Source organism: Pseudomonas sp. KH_027 (genome assembly GCF_057838565.1).
Genome location: NZ_CM174470.1, coordinates 2,795,039 through 2,821,117 on the forward strand (window position 1 = coordinate 2,795,039; position 26,079 = coordinate 2,821,117).

Consider the following 26,079-nt stretch of genomic DNA (forward strand, 5'->3'; position numbering starts at 1 on the left):
ATCAGATACCCCAAAGAATCTGCACACCCCAGACGAAGAACGCGAACATGGCGATGCCACACGCTGCCTGGAACAGAAAACGCACAACGGTCGCCCACTTGCCCAACGCCATCGGGGTCAGGTAGTCGGTGGAGATCGTCCACATACCGACCCAGGCGTGAACGCCAAGGGCAACCAGGGCCAGAAGACTGGCAATGCGCATCCAGTTCTGCGAGAACAAACCATGCCAGACGCTGTAGTCCAGACCCGGGTGAACAACGAGGTATCCAATGAGGAAAAGGAAATAAGCCGCGAGAACAACCGCAGAAACGCGCTGTGCCATCCAGTCGTAGAGGCCCGAACGCGAAAAGTTCGTGACGTTGGTTACCATATCCACACTCCCGCCAGCACGATCAACACCACCGAAATGGCGAGAACGATTTGCGAGCCCAGCTTGCCGCCTTCCAGCGTCTCACCGATACCCGCATCCATGATCAGATGGCGCACACCGGCCACCAAGTGATACAGCAATGCGGACAGCAGGCCCCAGATCACAAATTTGGCCAGAGGGCTGGCCAGACACGCTTTCACCTGCTCGAAGCCTTCCTCGGACACCAGGGACTTGTCGAGTGCGAAAAGCAGCACGCCGAGACCCAGAAAGAGGATGACGCCGGAAATCCGGTGCAGGATGGACGTGTAAGCAGTGACTGGGAGTTTGATCGTCCTTAAGTCTAGGTTTACAGGTCTTTGGCTATTCACGGCTTTTTTCACACTGAAGGGCCCCTAACAATCAGGGCAAAGTTGTCGGGAAGTGTACTGGTCAGGTACCCACCACCCAGGGAGTGACAACCTCCAGAATACGGGCTTTAAAGCCCCTGGCGGTCGGACGCAGAGTATAGACAGTTAGGTCGCTAATGACAACGCAAAGGCCTTACCCTAAAAGCGCATTGCGCACCTTATATAAAAGGCGTAAATAGCGGCGAATTTCGGAAAAAAACCGCCCTGCAACCCTTCTACCATCTGGGTTCACGCAAATTGACTTTAGGATTTATCTCTCTATAGTGTTGCGGGCCCTGCGTGGGGGGCAGTCTGGTGATTTCAAGCATAAATAGGAGGCCACACATGGCTGACAAAAAAGCGCAGTTAATCATCGAGGGCGCAGCCCCCGTCGAGCTGCCCGTTTTATCCGGCACCGTTGGTCCCGATGTAGTAGACGTACGGGGCTTAACCGCCACGGGCCACTTCACTTTTGATCCTGGCTTTATGTCGACCGCCTCTTGCGAGTCGAAGATCACCTATATCGATGGTGACAACGGCATTCTGCTGCACCGGGGCTACCCGATCGAGCAACTTGCCGAGCAATCCGACTACCTGGAAACCTGCTATCTGCTCCTCAATGGCGAATTGCCAACCGTCGAGGAGAAAGCCAAGTTCGTCAGCACCGTCAAGAACCACACCATGGTTCATGAACAACTGAAGAGCTTCTTCAACGGTTTCCGTCGTGATGCCCACCCGATGGCGGTGATGTGCGGTGTAGTTGGCGCCCTTTCGGCCTTCTACCACGACTCGCTGGACATCAAGAACCCGCAGCATCGCGAAATCTCGGCGATTCGCCTGATCGCCAAGATGCCGACCCTCGCCGCCATGGTGTACAAGTACTCCATGGGTCAGCCGATGATGTATCCGCGCAACGACCTGACCTATGCAGAGAACTTCCTGCACATGATGTTCAACACTCCGTGCGAGATCAAACCGATCAGCCCGGTGTTGGCCAAGGCCATGGACAAGATCTTCATCCTGCATGCCGACCATGAGCAGAACGCATCGACTTCGACCGTACGCCTGGCGGGCTCCTCGGGCGCCAACCCGTTCGCCTGTATCGCTGCCGGTATCGCCGCACTCTGGGGCCCTGCCCACGGCGGTGCCAACGAAGCCGTGCTGAGCATGCTCGATGAAATCGGCGATGTCTCGAACATCGACGCATTCATCGCCAAGGCCAAGGACAAGAACGATCCGTTCAAGCTGATGGGCTTCGGTCACCGCGTTTACAAGAACCGCGACCCGCGCGCCACCGTGATGAAACAGACCTGCGACGAAGTGCTGAAAGAGCTGGGCATCAAGAACGATCCGCAGTTGGAACTGGCCATGCGTCTCGAAGAGATCGCCCTGACCGATCCGTACTTCATCGAGCGCTCGCTGTACCCGAACGTCGATTTCTATTCGGGCATCATCCTGAAGGCCATCGGCATTCCAACCAGCATGTTCACCGTAATCTTCGCCCTGGCGCGGACTGTCGGCTGGATCTCGCACTGGAAAGAAATGCTCTCCAGCCCGTACAAGATTGGCCGTCCACGCCAGCTGTACACCGGCTATCCGCAGCGCGACATCGCGCCGCTGCACGAGCGCAAATAAACCTTGCACGTGCAGAGCTAGCGAAAAAGGCTGCCCTTGGGCAGCCTTTTTTCATTCGCGCCACACACAATAATCGTCTAGCGCTTCTCGGCCAGCTCACGCAGGTCGTGCAGGGTGTTGTACGGCGCGTCCACGACAAAACTGTTCGCCAGCCACGACGGCACGCTGCCACCGGGCTCGGTTTGCACTTGATAAACGACTTCAATCTGCCCGGCGCCTTTGGGGGTCAGCTTCCACAGGCCTTCGATCTTGGTCACGCGCACATAGCCCTTCTCTGGCGGCACATAGTCCGCCACCCCCTCAAGAATGCGGATGACACTGCCGTCCGCATCTTCTTTGGTGGTCACATGCAACACCGAATCACGCGGGGTCACCGGCCAAGGGGTATTGAAACGGGTGTAAGTCCAGCTGTTCACGCCGTCATACTTGAGCAACTTCTGCTCGCGACACTCATGAATCCAGGCGCAGGAACCGCTGACATCTTCCTGCAAGCCACGCAGGGTCGCCATATCGGCCTTGATGGTGGCAACCCCCCGGTACGCCTTGTATTGGGAGCCCGGCACCTCGCTGAGGTAGACCTTGATGCCATCTTCATCCTTGGCCAACTTCCAGTCTTCAGCCTGCGCGGCCGCGCCCATCACCAGGCTCAAACCGCAGAGCAGCGCCATTCGATGTCGCAAACCCATCATTCACTCCTTGCTGATGATCCCGCTCAGCTCAAGCCAAGCGGGTACTCGAAACCCACCGCCGTCGCCTGCTCCAGCCAACCCAACAGGCGGATCGCCTCCTCGCGGCTAGCGCCGCAGACCTCTCGATCAGCCGAAAAAGTCGTGCAGACCGTCGGCCGCGCGGGCTTGCCGAATAAATCACACAGGTTATCGACCGACAGGTGCAGACAACGTTCCCCTGCCGCCTTGCCCTGCGGCATACCGGGAATCGGTGAACTGATGGAGGGAGCGATACAGCAGGCACCACAGCCTGCACGACAGTTCATGACCAACATTACCTCTCGAGAACAGGCCCAGGCCTCACAAGGTGTCGATTTTACTCGGCGGCTCGTTGAATTGGGATAAACCCCGACAAGCATTCAGGCCAGCGGCAACCTCAGGCAAAAACGCGCACCCTGCCCCGGCGCACTGCGCACCTGCAACTCGGCGCCCAACACGGCCCTGCCACCGCCAATTGCTGGATGAACAGCCACCCCGCCCCCCCACTTGTCGCCGACAGGGCCTCGTTTTAGGCTGGCGCGCCACTCATCGAGGAATCACGTCATGCCGGTCTGGCTACAAACCGCTTCCCTGCTCGCCCTCTCCAACGTGTTCATGACCTTTGCCTGGTATGGCCACCTGAAGACGCTGAACAGCAAGCCGTGGATCATCGCCGCGCTGGTCAGTTGGGGCATCGCGCTGTTCGAGTACCTGATCATGGTGCCAGCCAACCGCATCGGCTACACCGAACTGTCCGTGGGGCAGCTGAAAATCATGCAGGAAGTCATCACCCTGGCGATCTTCGTCCCCTTCAGCCTGTTCTATATGCAGCAACCGCTGAAACTCGACTACCTGTGGGCCGGCCTGTGCCTGCTCGGCGCGGTGTACTTCACCTTTCGCACCTGAAGCTGCGCCGGCCGCCGGCAGCGCCGCTCATTTCAGCCGCGCAATCAGACTCGAGGTATCCCAGCGGCCACCGCCCATGGCCTGCACCTCGGCATAGAACTGATCGACCAGCGCGGTAACCGGCAATTGCGCACCGTTACGACCGGCCTCTTCGAGGACGATGGCGAAATCCTTGCGCATCCAGTCCACCGCGAAGCCGAAGTCGAACTTGCCCTCCAGCATGGTCTGATGGCGGTTTTCCAACTGCCAGGACTGCGCCGCGCCCTGACTGATCACTTCCATCGCGCTGTGCGCATCCAGGCCGGCGTGCTGGGCGAAATGCAGCGCTTCGGCCAAACCTTGCAGCAGCCCACCGACACAGATCTGATTGACCATTTTGGTCAGTTGCCCACTGCCGATCGGGCCCATGCGCTTGACCATCTTCGCGTAACTCTCGATCACCGGCGCGGCGCGGTCGTAAAAGGCCTGATCACCACCGACCATCACCGTCAGCATGCCGTTCTCGGCCCCCGCCTGGCCGCCCGACATCGGCGCGTCGAGAAAGCCCAGTTCGCGCTCTGCGGCCAGCAACCCCAGTTCACGGGCGATACTGGCGGAGGCCGTGGTGTGATCGACCACGATGCTGCCAGCGGCCATGCCGGCAAAAGCACCGTCGGCGCCCAGCAGTACGCTGCGCAAGTCGTCGTCATTGCCGACGCAGGTGAATACCAGCTCCGCGTCCTGCGCGGCTTCGCGCGGGGTGGCGGCACTGTCGCCGGCAAACTCGTCGCACCAGAGTTCCACCTTGGCCGGCGAACGGTTATAGACACAGACCTGATGCCCCTCGCATGCCAAGTGTCCGGCCATGTGAAAACCCATGGTGCCCAAGCCGATAAATGCCACTGTAGCCATAACTCACCTCCATCATTCGACTCAAGCAGAGCCTAGCATGCAGTTTGCCGACTCGAAGAAGCCCTTCCATACTGCCGACAGCACAATGGAGGCGCTATGCAATATTGGTTAGTGATCGACCTGGAAGCCACCACGGAAGAAGGTGGCTGGCCAATAGCCGAGATGGAAATCATCGAGATCGGCGCCAGCCTGGTTGCCAGCGACGGCCGCGAACTGGATCACTTCCAGCGCTTCGTCCGCCCCTTGCGCCGGCCCTACCTGACCACCTTCTGCCGCGAGCTGACGCATATCAGCCAAGCCAGCGTGGATGCGGCCGCACCGCTGGCGACAGTCTGGCCGCTGTTCGAGCGCTGGCTGGCCGCGCATCATCCGCGCCTGGTCGGCTGGGTCAGTTGGGGCGAGTATGACCGCCGCCAACTGGAACAGGACTGGCACCGACAACAGCTCGACAGCCGCCTGGCTGCGCTGCCGCACCTGAACCTCAAGCAACGCTTCGCCGAAGCGCGCCAACTGCAACGTCCCGTGAGCCTCAACACCGCCCTGCAACTGGCGGGCCTGCAGTTCAACGGCCAACAGCACCGAGCCCTGGAAGATGCGCGCAACACCGCGCGGTTGCTGCCACTGGTGCTTCCCGTCTGAGTCCCTGTCCATGCCCTGCCTGCCTGAACCGAGCACGCGAGGGCTCTACAACCGTGCAAAGCGGGTGACGCACCGAAATGCCTTGGGCATACTGATCGACCTTTTTTAGCCCTCTCGAGGAATTCCACATGTTCAAGGTTAACGAGTACTTCGACGGCACCGTCAAATCCATCGCCTTCGGCATGGCAGACGGCCCGGCCACCATCGGCGTAATGGCCGTAGGCGAATACGAATTCGGCACCAGCCAACTGGAAGTGATGCACGTCATCGCGGGCGCCCTGACCGTCAAGCTGCCGGGCAGCGACAGCTGGGAAACCTTCGCCGCCGGCAACAAATTCACGGTACCGGCCAACAGCAAATTCCAGCTGAAAGTCGCCGTCGACACCGCCTACCTCTGCGAATATCGCTGAGTCGGGGGCGCCTGAAGAACCGGCCGCCCTGGCCGGTTTTTTTTCGCGAGCGATTTTAGCCGGCAACTGTATCTGGCGCTTGCCGCCGCCACCCATCACGCTCAACCAACTGACCCTCTGCACCGCGGCAGCCTGCCTTGCAGCGGCTACCCGCTTTCAGCAACGGATACACAGATGCCTGGCTCAAGACACACACCGTCCATTCTCCTGCCGATCGGCCTGCTGGTTATCGCCATGTGCTCGATCCAGGGGGGTGCAGCCCTGGCCAAAGGACTGTTCCCGATCGTCGGCGCCGAGGGCATTTCGGCCCTGCGCCTGGGCTTGGGTGCGCTCATCCTGTGCCTGGTCATGCGCCCCTGGCGCGCCCGACTTAGCCTGCGTTCGAGCCGCTCGCTGATCGCCTATGGCGCGGCCCTGGGAAGCATGAACCTGCTGTTCTACATGGCGCTGAAAACCGTGCCGCTGGGCATTGCCGTGGCCCTGGAGTTCACCGGCCCACTGGTTCTGGCGCTGCTGTCGTCGCGGCGGATCATCGACTTCGTCTGGATCGCACTGGCGGTGCTGGGCCTGGTGCTGCTCCTGCCGAGCGAGCAGTCGAGCGCGCAACTCGATCCGCTCGGCATGGGCCTGGCCCTCGGCGCCGGGGTGTGCTGGGCGCTGTACATCGTCTTCGGCCAGAAAGCCGGGGCCGAACATGGCGGCCATACCGTCGCGCTGGGGACGCTCGTGGCGGCGCTGATCGTCTTTCCAATCGGTCTGGTACAGGCCGGCAGCAGCCTCTTCAGCCTGTCGCTGCTGCCCATGGCGATTGCGGTGGCCATCCTCTCGACGGCCCTGCCCTACAGCCTGGAAATGGCCGCGCTGACCCGCCTGCCGGCACGCACGTTCAGCACGCTGATGAGCATCGAACCGGCGATCGCCGCCCTCTCCGGCCTGCTGTTCCTGCATGAACAACTGAGCACGACGCAATGGCTGGCCATTGGCGCGATCATCATCGCCTCGGTCGGCACCGCCACCACAGTCAAGCCCAAAGCACAGAAGCTGAACCTGAGCTAAGCCGGTTCAGGCCACCGCCTCCGCCGTATTGAACTGCAACTCGGCCAGCCGCCGGTACAGCGCATTGCTCGCCACCAGCTCCTGGTGACTGCCGACGGCAATCAACTTGCCGTGCTCGATCACCGCGATGCGATCGGCGTTCTGCACTGTCGCCAGTCGGTGGGCAATCACCAGCGTGGTGCGCCCGCGCATCAGCCGTGGCAGAGCCTGCTGGATCAGATGCTCGCTTTCCGCATCCAGCGCGCTAGTGGCTTCATCCAGCAGCAGAATCGGCGCATCGACCAACAGCGCGCGGGCAATGGCCAGACGTTGCCGCTGCCCGCCGGAAAGCCCCAGGCCACCGTCACCCAAGTGCGTCTGGTAGCCGTCTGGCATCTTCATGATGAAGTCGTGGGCATGGGCGGCACGCGCCGCCGCTTCGACTTCGGCGTGCGAGGCCGCCGCCTTGCCGTAGCGGATATTGTCTTCGACGCTGCCGAAGAACAACGCCGGGTTCTGCGAGACCAGGGCGAAACAGCGGCGCAGCTCCTGCGGGTCCAGCTCGGTGATGGGCTGCCCTTCGACCAGGATGCGGCCTTCCTGCGGATCGAAAAAGCGCAGCAGCAAATCGAACAGCGTGGATTTACCCGCCCCGGACGGCCCCACCAGGGCCAGGGTTTCGCCAGGTTTGACCAGCAGACTGATGCCATCGACGGCATAGCTGTCGCGGCGCGTCGGATAAGCGAAACGCACCGAGTCCAGCTCGATCCGCCCGCTCACCGGTTGCGGCAACCGCACGGGCTCGCTCGGCGGCTTGATCTCGCTGCGCGCCTGCAACAGTTCGGCAATCCGCTCGGCGGCCCCCGCCGCGCGCTGCAATTCGCCGATCACTTCGCTGAGCGTACCAAACGCGGTGCCGACGATCAGGCTGTAGAAGACAAACGCCGCCAGTTCGCCACCGGAAATACGCCCGGCGATCACATCCATGCCGCCGACCCAGAGCATCACCCCGACCGCGCCCAGCACCAGCAGGATCACCACGCTGATCAGCCAGGCGCGCTGGGCGATGCGTTGCCGCGCGGTGTCGAAGGCCTGCTCCACGGTGCCGCCGAAACGGCTCTTGTCCTGCTCCTGGTGGTTGTAGGCCTGCACCGTCTTGATCTGCCCCAGCGCTTCGCCGACATAGCTGCCGACATCGGCCACCCGGTCCTGGCTCAAGCGCGACAGGCTGCGTACCCGGCGGCCGAAGATCAGGATCGGCGCGATGATCAAGGGCAGGGCCGCAATCACGATTGCCGAGAGCTTGGGGTTGGTGATGAACAGCAGAATGATCCCGCCGATCAACATCAGCGCGTTGCGCAACGCCATCGACAGCGACGAACCGATCACCGACTGCAGCAGCGTGGTATCGGCGGTCAGCCGCGACTGGATCTCGGAGCTGCGATTGCTCTCGTAAAAGCCCGGGTGCAGGTTGATCAGGTGGTTGAACACGCGCTTGCGGATATCCGCGACAAAGCGCTCGCCAATCCACGAAACCAGATAAAAACGGGTAAAGGTGCCGACCGCCAAGGCCACCACCAGCACCATGAACAGGGCAATCGACTGATTGAGCATGGCCGGCGATTGCGTAGCGAAGCCCTTGTCCACCAACAGCTTGACGCCCTGGCCCATGGACAAGGTGATGCCCGCGGTAAACAGCAACGCCAGCAAGGCCCCGATCACCTGCCAGCGATAAGGCGCGACAAAATCGCGAGCCATGCGCAGCGCGGTGCGCTGGCGGGATGAAAGGATCGAAAGCATGGGTACTCGCTGCCAGGCCCGCAGGCCCCGATTAGTGGAGTTCCGCCTTTACCACCGGCGGCGTGTCGGCCAACCAGGCCAGCAGGCACAACATCAGCGCCGCCAGATTGGTGGACACCGGACTGAAGACCTGTATCAGTAGATGGGGGCTCAGCAGCGCCACATCAAGCCGCAAGGCAAACAATGCCACCGCCGCTCAGTCATGCAGGAACCGCCGCTTATGGTCGGGGCTGGGGATCAGGCAGTTGTCATAGCGCCCGAACAGCTGGTAGCGGTTCAAGGCGATGCGGTCGTAGCACCAGTCACGCACAGGGCGCGGGCAGCCGCGCAGCAGGGCGAATAGCCGCCAGGGCCAAGGCAATTGGGCAACGATGCGCAACACCGCGCTGGAACGCACGAACAGCTCGGTGCCTTCGACATAGGCCATGGTGTCGAAACGCTCGGTGGGCAACTCGAACCAGGCGAGAATCGCCTGCCCCTCCGTCGACTGCACCGCCGCCAGCCGGAAGCGCTGTTCAGAGTCGTGGCGAATCAGGAATTTCACCCAGCCGTTGCACAACTTGCACAGCCCATCGAACAGCACCACCCGCTCACCAGGCTGGATAAAGGGTGGCAAGGCGTCAATCGTCATAAAGCTATCCTCGTCGTATTCGGTTGCGCGCCGCGCACCGGTGTTTCAAGCCCCATAGCCCAGCGGGTAAAGCAGCTCCTCCCGGTAACCCGCCCAGACCCGGATCGCATCCGGGAAGGCCGCATCCAGATCGGGATCACCGCTATCGACCAGTAGCGGGCGCCCGCCGAGGGTTTCCAGTTTACGCTTGGTGGCCACCACGCGCAGTTGCTCCAGGCCCACTGCACGCACGACGCGCGGGCTGATCTGCTGGTTACCGCGACCGAGTATATGCCCCTGACCGCCAATGGCCGTGACCAGCAGAACAGCCGGATAGCCCTCGACCAACGCGAACAGTTGCGCCTCGGTGACATCATGGGCGATGACCCGGCCATTCTCGATCACATCGACCCCGAGCAAGGTGGTCTGCAGGCCCAGGTTATGCGCCAGGCCATGCAGGGTGGAACCGGGGCCGAGGATGTAACGCACATTGCGTTGCCAGGTATCTTCCAGCCAGGCGGCCAGCTCGCTGAGCACCAGCTCTTCGGACTCCATCCCGGCTTGTTTGACCTGTTGCACATACCCTCCCTCCTGCGGCACGGTCAGTTCGCCGTACCAGCGGGCCGCCACCCGCCCTTCGCGCAAGGCGGCCTCATCGAGATCCCGCACTTCGCCGCTGGCCAGGCGCACCAGGCCGCCTTCGATCAACCGCCGGGTCAGCTCGCCCGCCGCCCGAGGGCTGATGGCATAGACCCCGGAATGGATCTTCACCCCAGCCGGAATGCCCAGCACCGGCTGCCCTTCCCGGGCTACGGCGCAGACATCGCGCGCCGTGCCATCGCCGCCGGCAAATAACAGCAGTGCGACGCCAGCCGCTTGCAGCGCTTCGACAGCTTGCCGGGTATCGTCCGCACTGGTCATGCCCGCGCTCGACTCACCCAGCAGGCGATGGGCAAAACCCATCGCGCGCAACAGGTCGCCGCCCATGGGGCCGGAAAAGGTCAGGAACTCGATACGCTCGGCCAGCGGCCGCAGGCATTCCAGCGCGACCTGCGTACGCTGTGCCGCGAGAGGCACCGAACCACGCGCCAGCGCCTCGGTGGCGACGCCATCGCTACCCTTGAGCGCCGCCTGGCCACCGAGACCGGCGAGTGGGTTGATGATCAGGCCCAGATGAAAGCGCGACATACTTACCTCGTTGAACGCCTGCCGAAGCGGCAATGAGTGGGTAAAAACAGAAAAAGGTGGCTGGCACACCGACTGCCTGGTGGTTGCTGCGCGTGACCACGTTGACGGTTGCGCGTCGCACCAGCGCGGCAAACGCTGTCACCGAGCGTTCATTTATGCCACTTAAACTGGGCGCATCACCTGCTGAGGAGACAGACCATGAACATGCAAAACACCCCATCCGAACGTCGCGCAGCCCCATTGCAGCCACAGCAAGCGGTCGGTGGCGCGATCATCGACGCCCAGGGGCGGGAAATCCCGATCACCGAACTGATGATCCAACGCGCCTGCAACGAACTGGACAAAGCCTGGGTGTCGGCGCCCAAACGCGCCTGAACACGCAAGCCTCGCACTGCACTGGCTGGAAGTAGGTTGGACTGAGCGGGAACCAGCGATCCCAACAGTGCACCTCCACTGTCCTCTCCAGCCTGATGCGGGGATCAAGCGTTTCCGCCTCTTCGCAAGTTCAGCGCCCGCCCAGCGCTTGCCACAGGGCATCAACCGCTAGACCGGCGTCGCCCCGAGCGCCCTCACCAGCCGCGCCAACTCAGGCGCCTCGCCGCTCAAACGAACCCGCAGGCCATCGATTTCACGGCGCACGGGGTAGTGCTTGCGCAAGGCATCGAAGGCCGTCCGGCGCTCGGCAACCGAACCCACCAGGCTGCGGCGCATATCGGCATCGTCGCGACGCGGGTCGTAAACAGCGCGGCACAGCAGGGCCAGCGCCCAACCCGGGGCGGTCGCGGCATCCAGGCCCAGTTCGGTCAACCAGGGCGACGGTAGCAACTCGTCCAACTCCACCGTGGGCGCCAAGCCCAGATGAGTGCAAAAAGCCTGGTAGATCTGCGCGGTGCCACGCAACTTGCCGTCCAGGCTGTAGCCGGCGATGTGGGGGGTGGCGATCAGGCACGACTCCGCGAGTTCCACATCCACTTGCGGTTCACCCTCCCAGACGTCCAGCACCGCCTCCAGGTCCATGCGCTGGGCCAGCAACCGCCGCAGCGCCGCGTTATCCACCACCGCGCCACGGCTGGCGTTGATCAACCAGGCGCCAGGCTTGAGCCGCGCCAGACGCCCGGCATCGAGCAGGTGATGGGTCGGGTACTCGGTGGTGCGGGTGAGCGGTGTGTGCAGGCTCAGTACGTCGCATTCGGCGAGGATTTCATCGAGGCTGACGTAATCGCCGCCCTCGGCGGCCTGGCGCGGCGGGTCACAGACCAGTACTCGCCAGCCCAGGGCGCGCAGCACCTCGACCAGGCGCCCGCCAACCTGCCCGGCGCCGACCACGCCGTAAGTGCGCGTCGCCAGTTCGACGCCCCGTACTTCGGCCAGGCTCAGCAGGCTGCCGAGCACGTAATCGACCACCCCACGGGCATTGCAGCCGGGGGCGCTGGCCCAGCCAATGCCGGCCTCGGCGAAGTAGTCGAGATCGAGATGGTCGGTGCCGATGGTGCAGGTACCGACGAAACGCACCCGGCTGCCCTGTAGCAGCGCGCGATCGACCGCGGTCACCGAACGCACCAGCAATACATCGGCATCCGCCACTGCCGTGCGGTCGAAGGCGCGGCCCGGCAAACGCCGGACCTCGCCGAATCCGGCAAAGAACTCGTCGAGCAGGGGGATATTTTCGTCGGCAAGAATTCGCATGGCAGGCTCCGCAAATCAGGCTGCCATTCTAGGATAGAGCAATACACCGCGTCGCCCTTGGCATGAACCGCTCTGGCATGAGGTGCTCCGCGCTTTCCTGACCGATGCGTCAGGGCGTAGACTCTGCAGTCCCCAGCAAGTCCTGTTCTATGGCGCCTCCAGCGCTCGCCTCAACACTCAGGCAGGACGAGTGCCCGGCCACCACTGCCGATACAGTGCGCACTTGATACACGAATGGAATGCCCCGTGACTGCCAGCGAATCACGCTTGAACCGCTCCCGCCGCGAACTGCGCGCCCTGCTCAGCCTCGCCCTGCCAATCATGATTGCCCAGCTGTCGCACTCGGCCATGGGGTTCGTCGATGCGGTGATGGCCGGCCGCGTCAGCCCGCGCGACCTGGCCGCCGTGGCCTTGGGCAACTCGATCTGGGTGCCGGTGTTCCTGCTGATGACCGGCATTCTCCTGGCGACCACGCCCAAGGTCGCGCAACGCTTTGGCGCCGGCCAGCAGAGCGAGATCGGCCCATTGGTGCGCCAGGCCCTATGGCTGGCGCTGGCCGTGGGCTTGAGCGCGGCCGTGATCCTCTGGTGCGCGGAGCCGGTCTTGCACCTGATGAAGGTCGACCCACAGCTGATCGGCCCGAGCATGACCTACCTGTATGGCATCGGCTGCGGCATTCCGGCCGTCGCGCTCTACCATGTGCTGCGTTGCTTCAGTGACGGCCTGGGCCGTACCCGGCCGAGCATGGTGCTGGGCATCGGCGGTTTGCTGCTGAACATTCCGCTGAACTACGTGTTCATCTACGGCCACTTCGGCGTGCCGGCGATGGGCGGCCCCGGCTGCGGCTGGGCCACCGCGCTGGTGATGTGGTTCATGTTCTTCGGCATGCTCGGCTGGGTGCATTGGGCGCCGGTGTACAAATCCAGCCAGCTGTTCAGCCGTTTCGAGTGGCCGCGCTGGCAGGTGATCCAACGCCTGCTCAGCGTCGGTATGCCCATTGGCATCGCCGTATTCGCCGAGTCGAGCATCTTTTCGGTGATCGCCCTGCTGATCGGCGGCCTGGGTGCGCATGTGGTCGCCGGCCATCAAATCGCGCTGAACTTCAGCTCACTGGTGTTCATGATCCCCTATGCCCTGGGCATGGCGGTCACCGTGCGCGTCGGCCAGGCGCTGGGCCGTGGCGAGCCGCGTGAAGCGCGCTTTGTCGCCGGGGTGGGGATCGCTACCGCGCTGGCCTATGCCTGTTTCTCCGCCAGCCTGATGCTCTGGCTGCGGGCCGGCATCGCGCAGATCTATACCGCGGATGCCACGGTGATCGCCGTGGCCTCGACGCTGCTGATCTACTCCGCGCTGTTCCAGTTCTCCGATGCCATCCAGGTGGCCGCCGCCGGCGCCTTGCGCGGTTATCAGGACACCCGCGCGACCATGATCATGACCCTGTTCGCCTACTGGGGCATCGGCCTGCCGGTCGGCTACGCGCTGGGGCTGTCACAGTGGTTCGGCGAACCCAGCGGCCCGAGCGGGCTGTGGCAAGGCCTGATCGTCGGTCTGACCTGCGCCGCGGTGATGCTGACGATCCGCCTGGCCCACAGCTCGCGCCAGCGCATCCGCATCAGTGTCGCGGCTTACTCGTCAACATGAGCCGGCACCGCGGCCAGCGCATCCCAATAGCCGGGGGAAAGGAACGCGCGCCCGGCCAGCAGGTGTTCGAGGTAGGCGCGGGTCGGCCATAGGCCTTCTTCGCGCAGCGCCGGGTTGGCGATATAGACCCAGGCAGGCTGTATACCCTGGGCGGTGACGATCGGCATCCGCTCGCGGCTGTAAAAGATCGGCGTGCCCTCGAACGGGTCCATCTTGCGAATCTCATCGTCGTTCGCCAGGCGATAGAGCACGCCTTCCACCACGCCATCGCGCTGGTGACGGATATTGGCGTAGGCACGGCCCGGGCGGTCATGGGCGCGCTTGTTGAAGCACAAGGCATAACCGGGCAAACGCCCCGCCAGCACCTCGGTGAAGTCGAGCCCGCGGGTCTGCATCCGCGCGGGGTTCATGTTCGAGCCATAGGCGAAGTAGAAAGGCATCACGCGCTCTTCTTGCGAATCCAGTACAGGTAGGTTCCCGCCTCTTCCTGCTGCTGCAGCAGCTCATGGCCGAGGAACATGCAGAACTTGGGAATATCGCGGCGCGTCGAGGGATCGGTGGCGATCACCTTGAGCAGGCCACCGGCGGGCAGGTCGCGCACCTTGTTGTGCAGCAGCATGACCGGCTCGGGGCAGTACAGGCCCGTGGCATCCAGAACGGCATCGGCCAGGGTGGTATCGAATTCAGACATTGCGGCACTCCAAAAACTGGTGGCCATTGTCGCGCAAAGCTGGGCTCGAGGTCACCCTCACCCGTCCGATTGGCAGCGGCCGACCGACACAACCTTGGATGGGCTGCCAGCTATCCTCCGTTGCGGCAAGCTGCGGCACTTTCTGCCATAAGAATAAGAAAGCCATGCGTCCCTATCTGCTCCTGCTGACCGCCCTGCTACTGGGTGGCTGTGCCGCTCGCGATCAATTGCCGGATTTCGCCGCCACCGCCGACCGGGACTTGCCGGCCAGGCATTTTGAGGCGGTCATCCGCGGACGCGATGGCACCAGGCTCTCCGCCACCGTGTTCCAGCCCGCGCTGAAAGCCGGCGCCCGCGCCCCGGTGATCGTGCACACCCATGGCTGGGGTGGCTGGCGGGTGACCGGTCCGGCGAGTTTCTACGGTACTCAAATGATGTCCGGGCGGGCGGCCCTGAAAGCCTGGCAAGCCGGCTTCTGGGTGATCAGCTACGACCAGCGGGGCTGGGGCGGCAGCGACGGCGATATCGAAATGATGGACCCGCGCTACGAGGTGCAGGACGCCCTCGCCGTCATCGACTGGGCGGCGCAGCACCTGCCGCGCCTGCGCATGGACGGCCCGAACGACCCCCGGGTCGGCATGCTCGGCGAAAGCTACGGTGGTGCCGTGCAATTGCTGGCCTCGGCCGAAGACCCGCGCATCGACGCCCTGGTACCGATCGCCACCTGGTACGACCTGGCCGAAGCGCTGGCGCCGGGCGGACACATGAAAGTCGGCTGGACCGGCGTATTGCTCGGCCTCGGCCTCGGCACCGGTTATGACCTCGGCAAGTTCACCCAGGCGTCCTACCTGAAAAGCGCGGGCGGCACGATGAGCGCGCCGGTGCAGGCCGAGCTCAAGGCCCATAGCCTGGCCAGCTACTGCGCCCGCGGCCAGCGGCCCCGGGCCGACACCCTGTTGATCCAGGGCATGCGCGACACCTTGTTCCCGCTCAACCAGGGGTTGGCGATTCGCGACTGCCTGCAACAAGGCGATGCCGACATCCGCCTGCTGGGCATGCAGGGCGGGCACATCCTGCCGCCACCCATGCAGCACTGGAGCGGCCTGCCGCCGTTCAACAACGAGCCGGTGCTGCACTGCGGTGACCGCGCGATCAACCTCTATCAAGCGATAGTCGCCTGGTACCAGGACAAGCTGGACGGCCGCAGCGGTGTGGCCGCCAGCGTGCCGCAGCTGTGCCTGAGCCTGAACCTGGAACAGGGGCTGGCCCTGCATGAACTGCCCGGCGCCCAGCAACGGCTAGCCCTGCCGGCCACCCGGATTCGCCCGTTGAGCAGCGGTTGGCTGGAGCCGGCGAAGTTTATCCCGCTGCACACAGTGCGGGAGGTCAGCGCCCTGGTCGGTGTGCCGCGTATTTATCTGGATGAAGCTGCGCAAGCACCGACGCTGTTCGCCTCGTTGCGGGTGCAACGCGCCGATGGCCGCCGCGAGGTACTGAGCGAACAAGTCACCCCGCTGACCGGCCAGGCCGAGACCGACTTGGCCGCCGTCAGCAGCGTGCTTCAGCCGGGAGACGTACTGGGCCTGAGCGTCAGCGGTTTCAGTGGCCAGTACCTGTTCAATGGCTCCTGGCAGCCGTCAGCCGTGACCCTGCGCGGGGAAATCGAGCTACCCAGGCTACTGCCCATGCAACCGCGCATGGCTAATCACTTATCGCCGTGATCGGCAGACCGTAGGAGCGGGCCATGCCCGCGAAACCCGGCACGACACGGCATCGCGGGCATGGCCCGCTCCGACATAAGCGAGCAGCTCGCGCTACTTGCTCAAGCGCCGCAGGTGACAGGTCACCTCTTCGCGGTCGTGGTAAAGCTGCTTGCAGCCGATGGCGACTTTGATGCCGCGCTCGTTGAAACCATCCTGGATGCGTTCGAGCAGGCGCCGCACTTCGGCGTAACGCTGCTTCATCGGCAGTTTGAGGTTGACCACCGCCTCGCGGCACAGCCCTTCACCGATCCAGGTTTCCAGCAAGGCGGCGCTGCGCGCAGGCTTTTCGACGATGTCGCAGACCATCCAGTCCACCGGTTTGCGCGGCTTGTAGGTGAAGCCGTCGACCATCAGATGCTGGACCAACCCCGTGTCCATCAGGCTTTCCGCCATGGGCCCGTTGTCGATAGCGGTCACCAGCATGCCGCGTCTGACCAGTTGATAGGTCCAGCCGCCAGGCGCGGCGCCGAGGTCGACGCCCGTCATGTCGCCCGACAGCCGCTCGTCCCATTGCTCGCGCGGGATGAACTGATGCCAGGCCTCCTCCAGCTTGAGGGTCGAACGGCTCGGCGCCTCACGGGGGAACTTCAAACGCGGGATACCCATCGGCCAGAGGGCGGAATTGTTCGCCTCGGCCAGGCCGAAAAACACTTCGCGGCCGCTTTTGAAGGTCAACAGCAGGCGCGGCTTGTTCACGTCCTCGACCAGCTTGCCGGCCTTCTTCAGCGCATTGCGCAGGGGCGCCTCGAACTTCTTGCAGAAATTCGACAGTTCCTTGCCGTCGTTGGTATCCAGCACTTCCAGCCACAGGCTGCCGCAGGTGGGGAAATCCACCAGGTGTTTGAGCAACACGCTGATCCGGTCGGTTTCCGGCAGGTCGATGAACACCCCGCGCGCCCATTGCCTTGGGAAAATCAGCTGGGCGAAGCGCTGCCCGCGCATCAACCGCTCGGCGCCATCGGCCTCGGTGCAGATGAATTCGGCGCAGGCACTGTTCGGCTTGGCCTTGGCGTAACCCGCCACATCCAGGCGCGCGGCGTGCTCGGCGATCTCGGCACAGACCTCATTTTCAAAACCGGGGCGGCAATGCAGCAACAAAGTGTTCATCGGGGGCTCTCCTCAAGCGGCGCATGATAGCGGAGTTGGGAACCCAGGCGCCGTCCGGCAGTCCAGTTAAATGGCGGGACCCTCCAAGCAGAGCTAGGTTGAAGACTCTGCGCTGTGAACCAAAGCCCAACCGTGTGGGTATAGGAGATGTGCAATGCCGTCCCTGAATAGCTTGAACAGCCGCCGCAGCCTCGACGTCGGCGGCCAGACCTATCACTACTACAGCCTGCCGGAAGCCGCGAAGACGCTCGGCAACATCGACAAACTGCCGATGTCGCTGAAAGTCCTGCTGGAAAACCTGCTGCGCTGGGAGGACGACAAGACCGTCAGCGCCGTCGACTTCCAGGCCCTGGCCGACTGGCTGAAAACCCGCAGCTCGGCGCGTGAAATCCAGTACCGCCCGGCCCGCGTGCTGATGCAGGACTTCACCGGCGTACCGGCCGTGGTCGACCTGGCCGCCATGCGCGCGGCCATGGCCAAGGCCGGTGGCGACCCACAGAAGATCAACCCGCTCTCCCCCGTCGATCTGGTCATCGACCATTCGGTGATGGTCGACAAGTTTGCCAGCGCCTCGGCCTTCGAGCAGAACGTCGAGATCGAAATGCAGCGCAACGGCGAGCGCTACGCCTTCCTGCGCTGGGGCCAGCATGCCTTCGACAACTTCAGCGTGGTGCCGCCGGGCACCGGCATTTGCCACCAGGTCAACCTGGAATACCTCGGCCGCACGGTCTGGACCAAGGAAGAAGACGGCAAGACCTACGCCTTCCCCGACACCCTGGTCGGCACCGACTCGCACACCACCATGATCAACGGCCTCGGTATTCTCGGCTGGGGCGTCGGCGGTATCGAAGCGGAAGCGGCGATGCTCGGCCAACCGGTGTCGATGCTGATCCCCGAGGTGATCGGCTTCAAACTCACGGGCAAATTGAAAGAAGGCATTACCGCCACCGACCTGGTCCTGACCGTCACCCAGATGCTGCGCAAGAAGGGCGTGGTCGGCAAATTCGTCGAATTCTATGGCGATGGCCTGGCTACCCTGCCGCTGGCCGACCGCGCCACCATCGCCAACATGGCGCCGGAATACGGCGCGACCTGTGGTTTCTTCCCGGTTGACGAGATCACCCTCGGCTACCTGCGCCTGTCCGGCCGCCCGGAGCAGACCGTGGCCCTGGTCGAGGCCTATAGCAAGGCCCAGGGGTTGTGGCGCCTGCCCGGCCAGGAGCCGGCGTTCACCGATGCCCTGGAACTGGACATGAGCCGCGTCGAGGCCAGCCTGGCCGGGCCGAAACGCCCGCAGGACCGCGTCGCCCTGCCCGACGTCGCCAAGGCGTTCGATGACTTCCTCGGCCTGCAAGCCAAACCCGCCGCCAGCGAGATCGGCCGTCTGCTCAGCGAAGGTGGCGGCGGGACAGCCCAGAGCGGCGAGGTCGATTATGAGTACGAAGGGGTGACCCATCGCCTGAAGAATGGCGCCGTGGTGATTGCCGCCATCACCTCCTGCACCAACACCTCGAACCCCAGCGTCATGATGGCCGCCGGCCTGCTGGCGAAAAAAGCCATCGACAAAGGCCTGCAACGCAAACCCTGGGTGAAGAGTTCGCTGGCACCGGGCTCCAAGGTGGTCACCGATTACTACAATGCCGCCGGCCTGACCCAGTACCTGGATGCCTTGGGTTTCGATCTGGTCGGTTACGGCTGCACCACCTGCATCGGCAACTCCGGGCCGCTGCGCGAGCCGATCGAGAAAGCCATCCAGCAATCCGACCTGACGGTCGCCTCGGTGCTTTCCGGCAACCGCAACTTCGAGGGCCGCGTGCATCCGCTGGTGAAAACCAATTGGCTGGCCTCGCCGCCGCTGGTGGTGGCCTACGCCCTGGCCGGCACGGTGCGGATCAACCTCAGCGAAGACTCGCTTGGCCAAGGCGCCGACGGCAAACCGGTGTACCTGCGCGACATCTGGCCCAGCCAGGAAGAAATCGCCGAAGCCATCCTCAAGGTCGACACCCGCATGTTCCACAAGGAATACGCCGAGGTCTTCGCCGGTGACGAGAAATGGCAGGCGATCGAGGTGTCGGCAGCCGATACCTACGCCTGGCAGACCGACTCCACCTATATCCAGCACCCGCCGTTCTTCGAGGATATCGCCGACGCGCCACCGCACATCGGCGACATCCACCAGGCGCGGATTCTCGCCCTGCTCGGCGACTCGGTGACCACCGACCACATCTCGCCGGCCGGCAATATCAAGGCCGACAGCCCCGCTGGGCGCTACTTGCGCGAACACGGTGTGCAAGCGCAGGACTTCAATTCCTACGGCTCGCGACGCGGCAACCATGAAGTGATGATGCGCGGCACCTTCGCCAATATCCGCATCCGCAATGAAATGCTCGGCGGCGAGGAAGGCGGCAATACCCTGCACGTGCCGAGTGGCGAGAAGCTGGCGATCTACGATGCCGCCATGCGCTATCAGGAACAAGGCACGCCGCTGGTGGTGGTCGCCGGCAAGGAATACGGCACCGGCTCATCCCGCGACTGGGCGGCCAAGGGCACCAACCTGCTCGGCGTGAAGGCGGTGATCGCCGAAAGCTTCGAGCGTATCCACCGCTCCAACCTGGTGGGCATGGGCGTGCTGCCGCTGCAATTCAAGCCGGGACAGGACCGCAAGAGCCTGCAACTGACCGGCAGGGAAAAGCTCGGCATCCATGGCCTGGACGGCGTGGAACTGCACCCGTTGATGAACCTCACGGTCGAAGTCAGCCGCGAGGATGGCACGCGCGAAAGCATCGAAGTGCTGTGCCGCATCGACACCCTCAACGAGATCGAGTACTTCAAGGCCGGCGGCATTCTGCACTACGTGCTGCGCCAGTTGCTGGCCGGTTGATCTGATCGCGGGTTGCAGGTGGCGTCGGCGGCGACACCTGCTTGCTACTCGGTTACTGGCTCCCCGCATGCGCGGGGATAATCGCCCGACTAGCCCACCACCTTACCCGTCCTGCCGTAGACGTCCTCGAGCCGTTCGATATCGTCTTCGCCCAGGTAGCTGCCCGACTGCACCTCGATGATCTCCAGCGGGATTTTCCCCGGATTCTCCAGCCGGTGCACTGAGGCGATGGGAATGTAGGTGGACTGATTTTCCGTGAGCAGGAAACACTTGTCATCGCAGGTGACCTTGGCCGTGCCGGTAACCACGATCCAGTGCTCGGCGCGGTGGTGGTGCTTCTGCAAGGACAACTGCGCGCCCGGCTTCACGGTAATGTGCTTGACCTGATGGCGGGTACCCGCGTCCACCGAGTCGTAACTGCCCCAAGGGCGATACACCAGGCAATGGTTCTGGGTTTCCTGACGGCCGGCGCCGTCCAGGGTATTGACCAGCTTTTTCACATCCTGCACGCAGTCCTTGTGGGCGATCATCACCGCGTCCTTGGTTTCCACCACCACCACATCCTCCATCCCGAGCAGGGCCACCAGCTTGGAATTGCCATGGACGTAGCAGTTGTGACTGTTCTCCGTCACCACATCGCCCTTGAGTACATTGCCATTGTCGTCCTTGGCGTGCACATCCCAGAGCGACGACCAGCAGCCGACATCACTCCAGCCGGCGTTGAGCGGCACCACGCAGGCACGCGAGGTTTTCTCCATCACCGCATAGTCGATGGAGTTTTCCGGGCAACAGGCGAAGGTCTCGGCATCGATGCGCACCACCGCACCTTCGGCTTTGCTGCGCTCCAGGGCCAGCACGCAGGTGTCGTAGATATCCGGCTCGTGGTTGCGCAGTTCGTCCAGGTAGCGGCTGGCACGAAACAGGAACATACCGCTGTTCCAGTAGTAACCACCGGAACGGACGAATTCGTTGGCGCGGGCGATATCCGGCTTCTCGACGAACTGGCCGACGCGCCAAGCGCCAGGCACCAAAAAATCACCGGCATCGCCACGGGCCGCCTTGATATAACCGAAGCCGGTTTCCGGGCGTTCGGCAGGAATGCCGAACAGCACCATTTCGCCCTCGTCGGCGGCCACCTGGGCAATTTCCAGCGCCTGGCGCAAAGCGGCCTCATCGCTGATCACATGGTCCGCCGGCAGTACCAGCAACAGTTCGTCGCGACCTTCGGCCAACACCTTCAGCGCGGCGATCGCCACCGCTGGTGCGGTGTTGCGGCCAAATGGCTCCATCAGCATGGCCTGCGGGTTGATACCAATGGCCCCGAGCTGTTCGCCGACGATGAAGCGGTGCTCCAGGTTACAGACGATGATCGGCCGGTCGATCCCATCGAACGCCAGGCGCTGCACGGTCTGTTGAAACAGCGTGCGCTCCCCGACCAGGGCCAGGAACTGCTTGGGGTAGAGTTTGCGCGACAACGGCCAGAGCCGTGAGCCGCTACCGCCAGACAAAATGACTGGAATCATGTTCGCATCTCCTCTGAAACCTTGATCTCTGTCAGGTACGAAGGCTCACCACTGGAGCTCAGGCTCCGACTGCCGCTGAACAACCCTTCATTGGACCGCGCAGCCCCCCTGACTGCCACGGCCGGTGGTCGGTATCACGTGCAGCCCTCTTCCACAGGGCCGCGCATCAGGTCTTTCAATCACTCCCAGCGCGCTGATCCTGCGGGCTGGCGAACAGCTGGGTGAGGTCGCCCCCGAGCCGGTAGGTTTTCAACGGTTCGATCGAGCGGCGCCACTTGTCGGTGCTCGCCGCGCAGCGATAGAGGGCGCAGTACGGCTCCAGCCAGGCGAACTTGCCGTCTTCCTGCAGATCCTCCAGCTCCTGCTCGAAGCCGGTCTTGTCCTCGAACAGCTGCGGATCGTCGATGCCCTGCTCCACGCGCATGGCCAGCCGCGGGATGGCCCGGCGATTCTCTTCGCGCAGGTCGACGCCATTGGCCTGCGCGAAGGCCATCAGCATCAGCAGCGGCCCCATGCTGTAGTTGTGGTAGGCCAGCGCGCGGGATTCCCGGCTCAGCTCGTTGGGCAGGTAGCCCTCGGCATCGACCTGGGAGATACCGATGCGCAGTTGGGAGACCGACCAGTCGAACAGGTCGCGGCGGTCGACCACCACGGCGGCCGCCATCACGGCCCAGGCGGCCCAGTACTGGTGATTGTTCAGGCGCTCCAAGGGCTGCTCGCGCCAGTCGCTCAGCACTTGCTCGCCGAGCCGGGCGATCCACGCTTCGATGAGCCGGGTCTGCGCCTCGCGCCCCCGCAGCGGCTGGGAATGGGAGAACTTCAGGCGCAGATAGGCCGAGGAAATGCTGCCAAGCGCCCATTTGCGCAGCGACTTGCCGGTATGGGTGTATTGCTGACTCAGCAAGGCCTGGGCCTGGGCCCACTGGCCAAGCCACTCCAGCGTGCAGTCGACATGACCCTGGCGGCCGAGGCGCAGATAGGCCGCGACCTGCTTGTTGACGGTTTTCTCCAGCACCTTTATCTCGTCGGCCTGCTTCTGGTAACGGGCATTGGCCTCCGGGTTGAGCTGGTCGCGCGCCGGGCCGGAGCCTTCGTATTTGCTCGGGATATTCAAATCGCCGACATAGGGCCGGGCCACCACGGGGCAGGTGTCGGCCTCGCCTTTCTTCAGCGTCGCCGCCAGGTAGTAACCGGGCGGCGGCAACAGATCCGCAGCCAGCCCGGTCATCGGCAACAGGGTGATCAGCATCAGCACACCGCAACGCGGGGCGTTCATCACTGCGCTCCTGACTGCGCGGTGCGCAGGCCTGGACGGTCCTCGTCACTCTTCACATTGCACAGCCTGGCGCTCAGGTCGGCAACCGTGGACAGACCGCCGAGCGGCTGCACATCCAGGGAGAGAAAGGTCAGCTCATCCCAATCGGCATCCTCGCGCAACTCCAGCAGGAAACGCCCGCTGGTGGCACGGTTGAAGATCAGGGTTTCCTGGCGGCCGTTCATAAAGGTCAGGGTGGCGCCAAGCTGCTGCACGGCCGGATCGTCGAGCTGCAGATCGATACGGTAATCGCTGCTGCGAATCGGCAGCACGCCATTGGTACCGTTGAACAGCACTTGATTGCCGCCGGAATGCAGCTTGACCGAGCCTTGCAGCAAGGCCGGCCGCCCCGTGCAGCCATCGTTTACGGCAGGCACCGCCTGACGATAGAAGTTGCGCTGGTTGAGACTGCCGGCGTCATCCAGCTCCCAGATCAACAGCTTCGGTGGCTGGCTCTGGAACTGGGCGCTCATCAGGTAGTGCAGCAACGCCCCTTCATGGCCAGCACCGGGTTGCGAGACGTTCTGTACCGGGGTGCCCAGGTACTGTTCGAGGAAGCCGGCGAAGTTGAAGGCGCTCGCGCTGTTGCCACTGCCGACCAGCACCACCTCCGCCCGCCCGGCCTTGGCGGCCGCGACCGGCTCGGTGACATAGCTCTGCACGAACTGACGCGGATAGCCTGTGCCGCAGAGCTGTTCAGCGGCTTTTTGCAGGGAGCCGCCGCGGGCAACCAAGCCTGCCGGCCGGCTCTGGAATTGCGCCTGCGGCAGCTGGTCGAACCGCGGGATGCTGCGCGCCGTTTGCGCCACCAGTTGCGCGGTGCGCTCGGCTCCTTGCGGCGTCCAGTGCTGGTCGCCCTTGAAGAAGTAATCCGCGTTGCTGGCTTCGGTCTGCAGCAGGCTGGCCAGGTCCGGCACCCAGATATCCAGCTGGCGCAAACGCGCCAGGGTGGCACGGTAGTTGTCCTGCGCCTTGGCCTGATCGAAGCCGGTACGTTCGGCGGCGCTCAGCTTGTCCCCATGCAGCAGGCCACGGCTGGGCGGATACACCACCAGCAACTCGACGCCACTGTGCTTGAGAGCATTGCGCAGCCGCTTGAGCTGCTGGTAGTTCTGCTCTTCGAGGCCGAACTCGGTGCGCAAGTCCTGGGCGCTGCTGAACAGCCAGCCATCCTGCGCTTCGATCAAGCGGCCATGGCCGAGCAGCCCCGGCACCTGGTAAGCGCTGGCATCGGCCGCCGCCGGACAAAGCTGACAGCAGGCCTCGGCCTGGTAGGTCGGTGCCGCCGGGAGGCTGGCGGCGCTGGCCAGCAGGCCGGCGCCGAGCAGGATGCGTACGCTTTTCATGCCATCACTCCTTGCTCGCCAGGTTGCCGACGGGCTCGATCAGCACCGCCTGTTGCTGACGCAGCAGAATGTCCATGATTTCACTCTGCCGCTCGCCCAGCAGCCCCGAGAAGGAGATGCCGGAAGCCTTCTGCGGGGCGAGGATGGTGAGCTTGTAGAGCTCGAGCTTGCTCGGCGACTGCACGGAAATCGGACTGGAACCGTTGCCGACCATCTGCCCGCCGACGATGCGCAACGACAGCATCGCCTCGTAAGGGTCCTCATGCAGGTCGCGGTCGGTGCCGCGCAGGTCCTTGATATGGCCATAGATACCGGCGAGCTGGTTGGCCACCAGTATGTTGTCGTAGAGGTCGACACCCCGGCTGTTGCGCACCCTGATGCCATGCCGCTGATTGCTCATGCTGCGGTTCTGCCAGAGCAGGTTGCGCGAGCTTTCGTAAATCGTGATGCCGTCGGAACGGTTCTTGTAAGTCTCGTTGCGGGCGATCAGGTTGTTCACGCTGCTGCGGTCGATAACGATGCCCGAGAGTTCGTTGTCGTGGGACTTGTTATCGAAGATCCAGCTGTCATTGACCTCGCGGGAAATGATGATGCCGTGCTTCTTGCGGGTGCCATAGGCTTCGTTCTCGGCAATGATCAGTCGCCGCGAGCGGTCGTGGGGATCGATGCCGTAGACGATGTTGTTTTCGTAAGTATTGCCGCGAATCACCACATCGTCGGCCTCATAGCAGTAAAAGCCGTACCACATGTCGATAAAACGCGAATTGAGCAGCCAGCCGGTGGGGCGCGAGCGCTTCATCTTCGGCGCCATGCTCGGGCTGTATTGCGAAATGCTGATGCCGTAAGCCTTGCTGGCGTCGTAGCCGAAGCTGCTGATGACGCTGTCGGCAATGTAGGTTTCGGTGCCGCCCCAGGCCAGGAAGTAAGGTCGGAACTCCTTGCCGTCACGCCAGAACGCCGGAGTACCTTCCCGCTCGCGCCAGGCGGTGACCTTGGTGCCGGTGATGAACATCCGCCCGTCGTTCACCAGGAAGGCACCGGCCTCCTGCGACAGCCGCAGCTCCTTGGTGCTCTCGTCGATGTGCAGGGTCGCGCCGGGACGCACGACGATCGGCAGGCGCGCCAGGTAGATACCCGGAGCGGTCTCGACGAAGGCGGATTGCGGCAACTGGCGCGCCAGGTCGGCGCTGTTCATATAGCCTTTTTCGATAAAGATCGCCTGGGGCATGCGTTTTTGCCGCACGACCCATTCGCGCAGTCGCTCCTCGCCGCCGATGAACTCATCCAGCGCGTTCTCGTGCAGCATTTCCTGGATCACGGCCCGGCCCGCCGGCTTGCGCTGGATCTTGGCCTGCACCGCCGCTGCCGTGAAGCCGGACAGATCCGGCAGCAGCGGTGGCGGGATTTCCACCGAGCGCCCCGGTTCGGCGCTGATCCGGTAGCCGCCAGGCAGCGGCTCGAGCGTTTCCGCCGGCGCGGGCATGCAGGCAAGCAGCCCGGCAAGGGTCAGCGCGGCCCTGCTCATTGCGTACATAAAACCTCCTGCCTG

The 26,079-nt window shown here is 63.5% G+C and carries 26 protein-coding genes; 9 read left to right on the forward strand and 17 right to left on the reverse strand.

The genetic code is table 11. The features are described from left to right. Window position 1 precedes the first annotated feature (1 nt). Both sdhD and sdhC read right to left on the reverse strand, forming a co-directional pair. On the reverse strand, window positions 2-370 hold the full coding sequence (sdhD, locus tag AC3IYG_RS13125) for a succinate dehydrogenase, hydrophobic membrane anchor protein (RefSeq protein ID WP_489309033.1): 369 nt from the start codon (window positions 368-370) through the stop codon (window positions 2-4). Continuing rightward, complete coding sequence (gene sdhC / locus AC3IYG_RS13130) at window positions 364-750, reverse strand: succinate dehydrogenase, cytochrome b556 subunit (protein WP_489309035.1); 387 nt, start codon at window positions 748-750, stop codon at window positions 364-366. The genes sdhD and sdhC overlap by 7 nt, the downstream gene beginning before the upstream one ends. A 351-nt stretch (window positions 751-1,101) precedes the next feature. Between sdhC and gltA the strand changes: the two genes are divergently transcribed. Then, window positions 1,102-2,391 carry a citrate synthase gene (gene gltA / locus AC3IYG_RS13135; protein ID WP_489309037.1) on the forward strand — a complete coding sequence of 430 codons (1,290 nt, stop codon included), beginning with the start codon at window positions 1,102-1,104 and terminating at the stop codon, window positions 2,389-2,391. A 77-nt stretch (window positions 2,392-2,468) separates the two neighbouring features. Here gltA and AC3IYG_RS13140 read toward each other — a convergent pair whose 3' ends face one another. Both AC3IYG_RS13140 and AC3IYG_RS13145 read right to left on the reverse strand, forming a co-directional pair. Beyond that, window positions 2,469-3,077, reverse strand: coding sequence for an START domain-containing protein (locus tag AC3IYG_RS13140; protein WP_489309039.1), 609 nt, complete (start codon window positions 3,075-3,077; stop codon window positions 2,469-2,471). A 26-nt stretch (window positions 3,078-3,103) separates the two neighbouring features. Then, window positions 3,104-3,385 (reverse strand): YkgJ family cysteine cluster protein, encoded by a 282-nt coding sequence (locus tag AC3IYG_RS13145; RefSeq protein ID WP_489309041.1) that lies wholly within the window; start codon window positions 3,383-3,385, stop codon window positions 3,104-3,106. Window positions 3,386-3,662: 277 nt separating this feature from the next. On the opposite strand from AC3IYG_RS13145, the gene AC3IYG_RS13150 reads away from it, so the two are divergent. Next, window positions 3,663-4,004: a DMT family protein gene (locus AC3IYG_RS13150; protein WP_489309043.1), complete on the forward strand. Its 342-nt coding sequence runs from the start codon at window positions 3,663-3,665 to the stop codon at window positions 4,002-4,004. A 27-nt stretch (window positions 4,005-4,031) separates the two neighbouring features. Here AC3IYG_RS13150 and AC3IYG_RS13155 read toward each other — a convergent pair whose 3' ends face one another. Continuing rightward, the gene (locus AC3IYG_RS13155) at window positions 4,032-4,895 is read right to left on the reverse strand and encodes an NAD(P)-dependent oxidoreductase (protein WP_489309045.1); all 864 of its coding nucleotides are present in this window, start codon (window positions 4,893-4,895) and stop codon (window positions 4,032-4,034) included. 96 nt (window positions 4,896-4,991) lie between these two features. Between AC3IYG_RS13155 and AC3IYG_RS13160 the strand changes: the two genes are divergently transcribed. The 3 genes from AC3IYG_RS13160 (at window position 4,992) to rhtA (ending at window position 7,000) form a co-directional block, all read left to right on the forward strand. After that, window positions 4,992-5,534: a 3'-5' exonuclease gene (locus AC3IYG_RS13160; protein ID WP_489309047.1), complete on the forward strand. Its 543-nt coding sequence runs from the start codon at window positions 4,992-4,994 to the stop codon at window positions 5,532-5,534. Window positions 5,535-5,662: 128 nt separating this feature from the next. Next, entirely contained in the window at window positions 5,663-5,944 is a 282-nt protein-coding gene (ppnP, locus tag AC3IYG_RS13165; protein WP_489309049.1) for a pyrimidine/purine nucleoside phosphorylase, read from the forward strand. Window positions 5,945-6,118: 174 nt separating this feature from the next. Then, on the forward strand, window positions 6,119-7,000 hold the full coding sequence (gene rhtA / locus AC3IYG_RS13170; protein ID WP_489309051.1) for a threonine/homoserine exporter RhtA: 882 nt from the start codon (window positions 6,119-6,121) through the stop codon (window positions 6,998-7,000). Window positions 7,001-7,006: 6 nt separating this feature from the next. Here rhtA and AC3IYG_RS13175 read toward each other — a convergent pair whose 3' ends face one another. The 4 genes from AC3IYG_RS13175 to AC3IYG_RS13190 are packed head-to-tail and all read right to left on the reverse strand — an operon-like array spanning window position 7,007 to window position 10,577. Beyond that, window positions 7,007-8,779, reverse strand: coding sequence for an ABC transporter transmembrane domain-containing protein (locus AC3IYG_RS13175; protein ID WP_489309052.1), 1,773 nt, complete (start codon window positions 8,777-8,779; stop codon window positions 7,007-7,009). A gap of 31 nt (window positions 8,780-8,810) precedes the next feature. Continuing rightward, the gene (locus AC3IYG_RS13180; protein ID WP_489309054.1) at window positions 8,811-8,969 is read right to left on the reverse strand and encodes a hypothetical protein; all 159 of its coding nucleotides are present in this window, start codon (window positions 8,967-8,969) and stop codon (window positions 8,811-8,813) included. A gap of 6 nt (window positions 8,970-8,975) precedes the next feature. Further along, on the reverse strand, window positions 8,976-9,410 hold the full coding sequence (locus tag AC3IYG_RS13185) for a thiol-disulfide oxidoreductase DCC family protein (protein ID WP_489309056.1): 435 nt from the start codon (window positions 9,408-9,410) through the stop codon (window positions 8,976-8,978). Between the two features lie 45 nt (window positions 9,411-9,455). After that, window positions 9,456-10,577, reverse strand: coding sequence for an ATP-NAD kinase family protein (locus AC3IYG_RS13190; protein ID WP_489309058.1), 1,122 nt, complete (start codon window positions 10,575-10,577; stop codon window positions 9,456-9,458). A 198-nt stretch (window positions 10,578-10,775) separates the two neighbouring features. Here AC3IYG_RS13190 and AC3IYG_RS13195 point away from each other — a divergent pair, with 198 nt between their 5' ends. Then, window positions 10,776-10,952, forward strand: coding sequence for a PA1571 family protein (locus AC3IYG_RS13195; RefSeq protein WP_489309060.1), 177 nt, complete (start codon window positions 10,776-10,778; stop codon window positions 10,950-10,952). A 168-nt stretch (window positions 10,953-11,120) separates the two neighbouring features. Here AC3IYG_RS13195 and pdxB read toward each other — a convergent pair whose 3' ends face one another. Then, window positions 11,121-12,263, reverse strand: coding sequence for a 4-phosphoerythronate dehydrogenase PdxB (pdxB, locus tag AC3IYG_RS13200; protein WP_489309062.1), 1,143 nt, complete (start codon window positions 12,261-12,263; stop codon window positions 11,121-11,123). A gap of 234 nt (window positions 12,264-12,497) precedes the next feature. Between pdxB and AC3IYG_RS13205 the strand changes: the two genes are divergently transcribed. Next, window positions 12,498-13,904, forward strand: coding sequence for an MATE family efflux transporter (locus AC3IYG_RS13205; protein WP_489309063.1), 1,407 nt, complete (start codon window positions 12,498-12,500; stop codon window positions 13,902-13,904). On the opposite strand, the gene AC3IYG_RS13210 is transcribed toward AC3IYG_RS13205, so the two are convergent. Together AC3IYG_RS13210 and tusA are read right to left on the reverse strand one after the other, a co-directional pair. Continuing rightward, window positions 13,889-14,344 (reverse strand): gamma-glutamylcyclotransferase family protein, encoded by a 456-nt coding sequence (locus tag AC3IYG_RS13210; RefSeq protein ID WP_489309065.1) that lies wholly within the window; start codon window positions 14,342-14,344, stop codon window positions 13,889-13,891. The two genes, AC3IYG_RS13205 and AC3IYG_RS13210, sit on opposite strands and share 16 nt — an antisense overlap. Next, a complete protein-coding gene (gene tusA, locus AC3IYG_RS13215; protein WP_489309067.1) occupies window positions 14,344-14,595 on the reverse strand; it encodes a sulfurtransferase TusA in 252 nt (83 codons plus the stop codon). The genes AC3IYG_RS13210 and tusA overlap by 1 nt, the downstream gene beginning before the upstream one ends. 164 nt (window positions 14,596-14,759) lie before the next feature. Here tusA and AC3IYG_RS13220 point away from each other — a divergent pair, with 164 nt between their 5' ends. Beyond that, a complete protein-coding gene (locus tag AC3IYG_RS13220) occupies window positions 14,760-16,316 on the forward strand; it encodes an alpha/beta hydrolase (RefSeq protein WP_489309069.1) in 1,557 nt (518 codons plus the stop codon). Window positions 16,317-16,409: 93 nt separating this feature from the next. Here the strand turns inward: AC3IYG_RS13220 and rlmM are convergent, their stop codons facing one another. Continuing rightward, the gene (rlmM, locus tag AC3IYG_RS13225) at window positions 16,410-17,465 is read right to left on the reverse strand and encodes a 23S rRNA (cytidine(2498)-2'-O)-methyltransferase RlmM (protein ID WP_489309071.1); all 1,056 of its coding nucleotides are present in this window, start codon (window positions 17,463-17,465) and stop codon (window positions 16,410-16,412) included. A gap of 154 nt (window positions 17,466-17,619) precedes the next feature. Between rlmM and acnA the strand changes: the two genes are divergently transcribed. Continuing rightward, on the forward strand, window positions 17,620-20,346 hold the full coding sequence (gene acnA / locus AC3IYG_RS13230; protein WP_489309072.1) for an aconitate hydratase AcnA: 2,727 nt from the start codon (window positions 17,620-17,622) through the stop codon (window positions 20,344-20,346). Between the two features lie 89 nt (window positions 20,347-20,435). Here acnA and AC3IYG_RS13235 read toward each other — a convergent pair whose 3' ends face one another. The 4 genes from AC3IYG_RS13235 to algG all read right to left on the reverse strand — a co-directional run bounded on the left by AC3IYG_RS13235 (window position 20,436) and on the right by algG (window position 26,064). Then, the gene (locus AC3IYG_RS13235; protein ID WP_489309074.1) at window positions 20,436-21,869 is read right to left on the reverse strand and encodes a mannose-1-phosphate guanylyltransferase/mannose-6-phosphate isomerase; all 1,434 of its coding nucleotides are present in this window, start codon (window positions 21,867-21,869) and stop codon (window positions 20,436-20,438) included. Window positions 21,870-22,044: 175 nt separating this feature from the next. Further along, complete coding sequence (locus AC3IYG_RS13240) at window positions 22,045-23,145, reverse strand: mannuronate-specific alginate lyase (protein ID WP_489309076.1); 1,101 nt, start codon at window positions 23,143-23,145, stop codon at window positions 22,045-22,047. Then, on the reverse strand, window positions 23,145-24,530 hold the full coding sequence (locus AC3IYG_RS13245; RefSeq protein WP_489309078.1) for an alginate O-acetyltransferase AlgX-related protein: 1,386 nt from the start codon (window positions 24,528-24,530) through the stop codon (window positions 23,145-23,147). Before AC3IYG_RS13245 ends, AC3IYG_RS13240 begins: the two co-directional genes overlap by 1 nt. Before the next feature lie 4 nt (window positions 24,531-24,534). Then, a complete protein-coding gene (gene algG, locus AC3IYG_RS13250) occupies window positions 24,535-26,064 on the reverse strand; it encodes a mannuronan 5-epimerase AlgG (protein ID WP_489309079.1) in 1,530 nt (509 codons plus the stop codon). Between the last annotated feature and the right edge of the window lie 15 nt (window positions 26,065-26,079).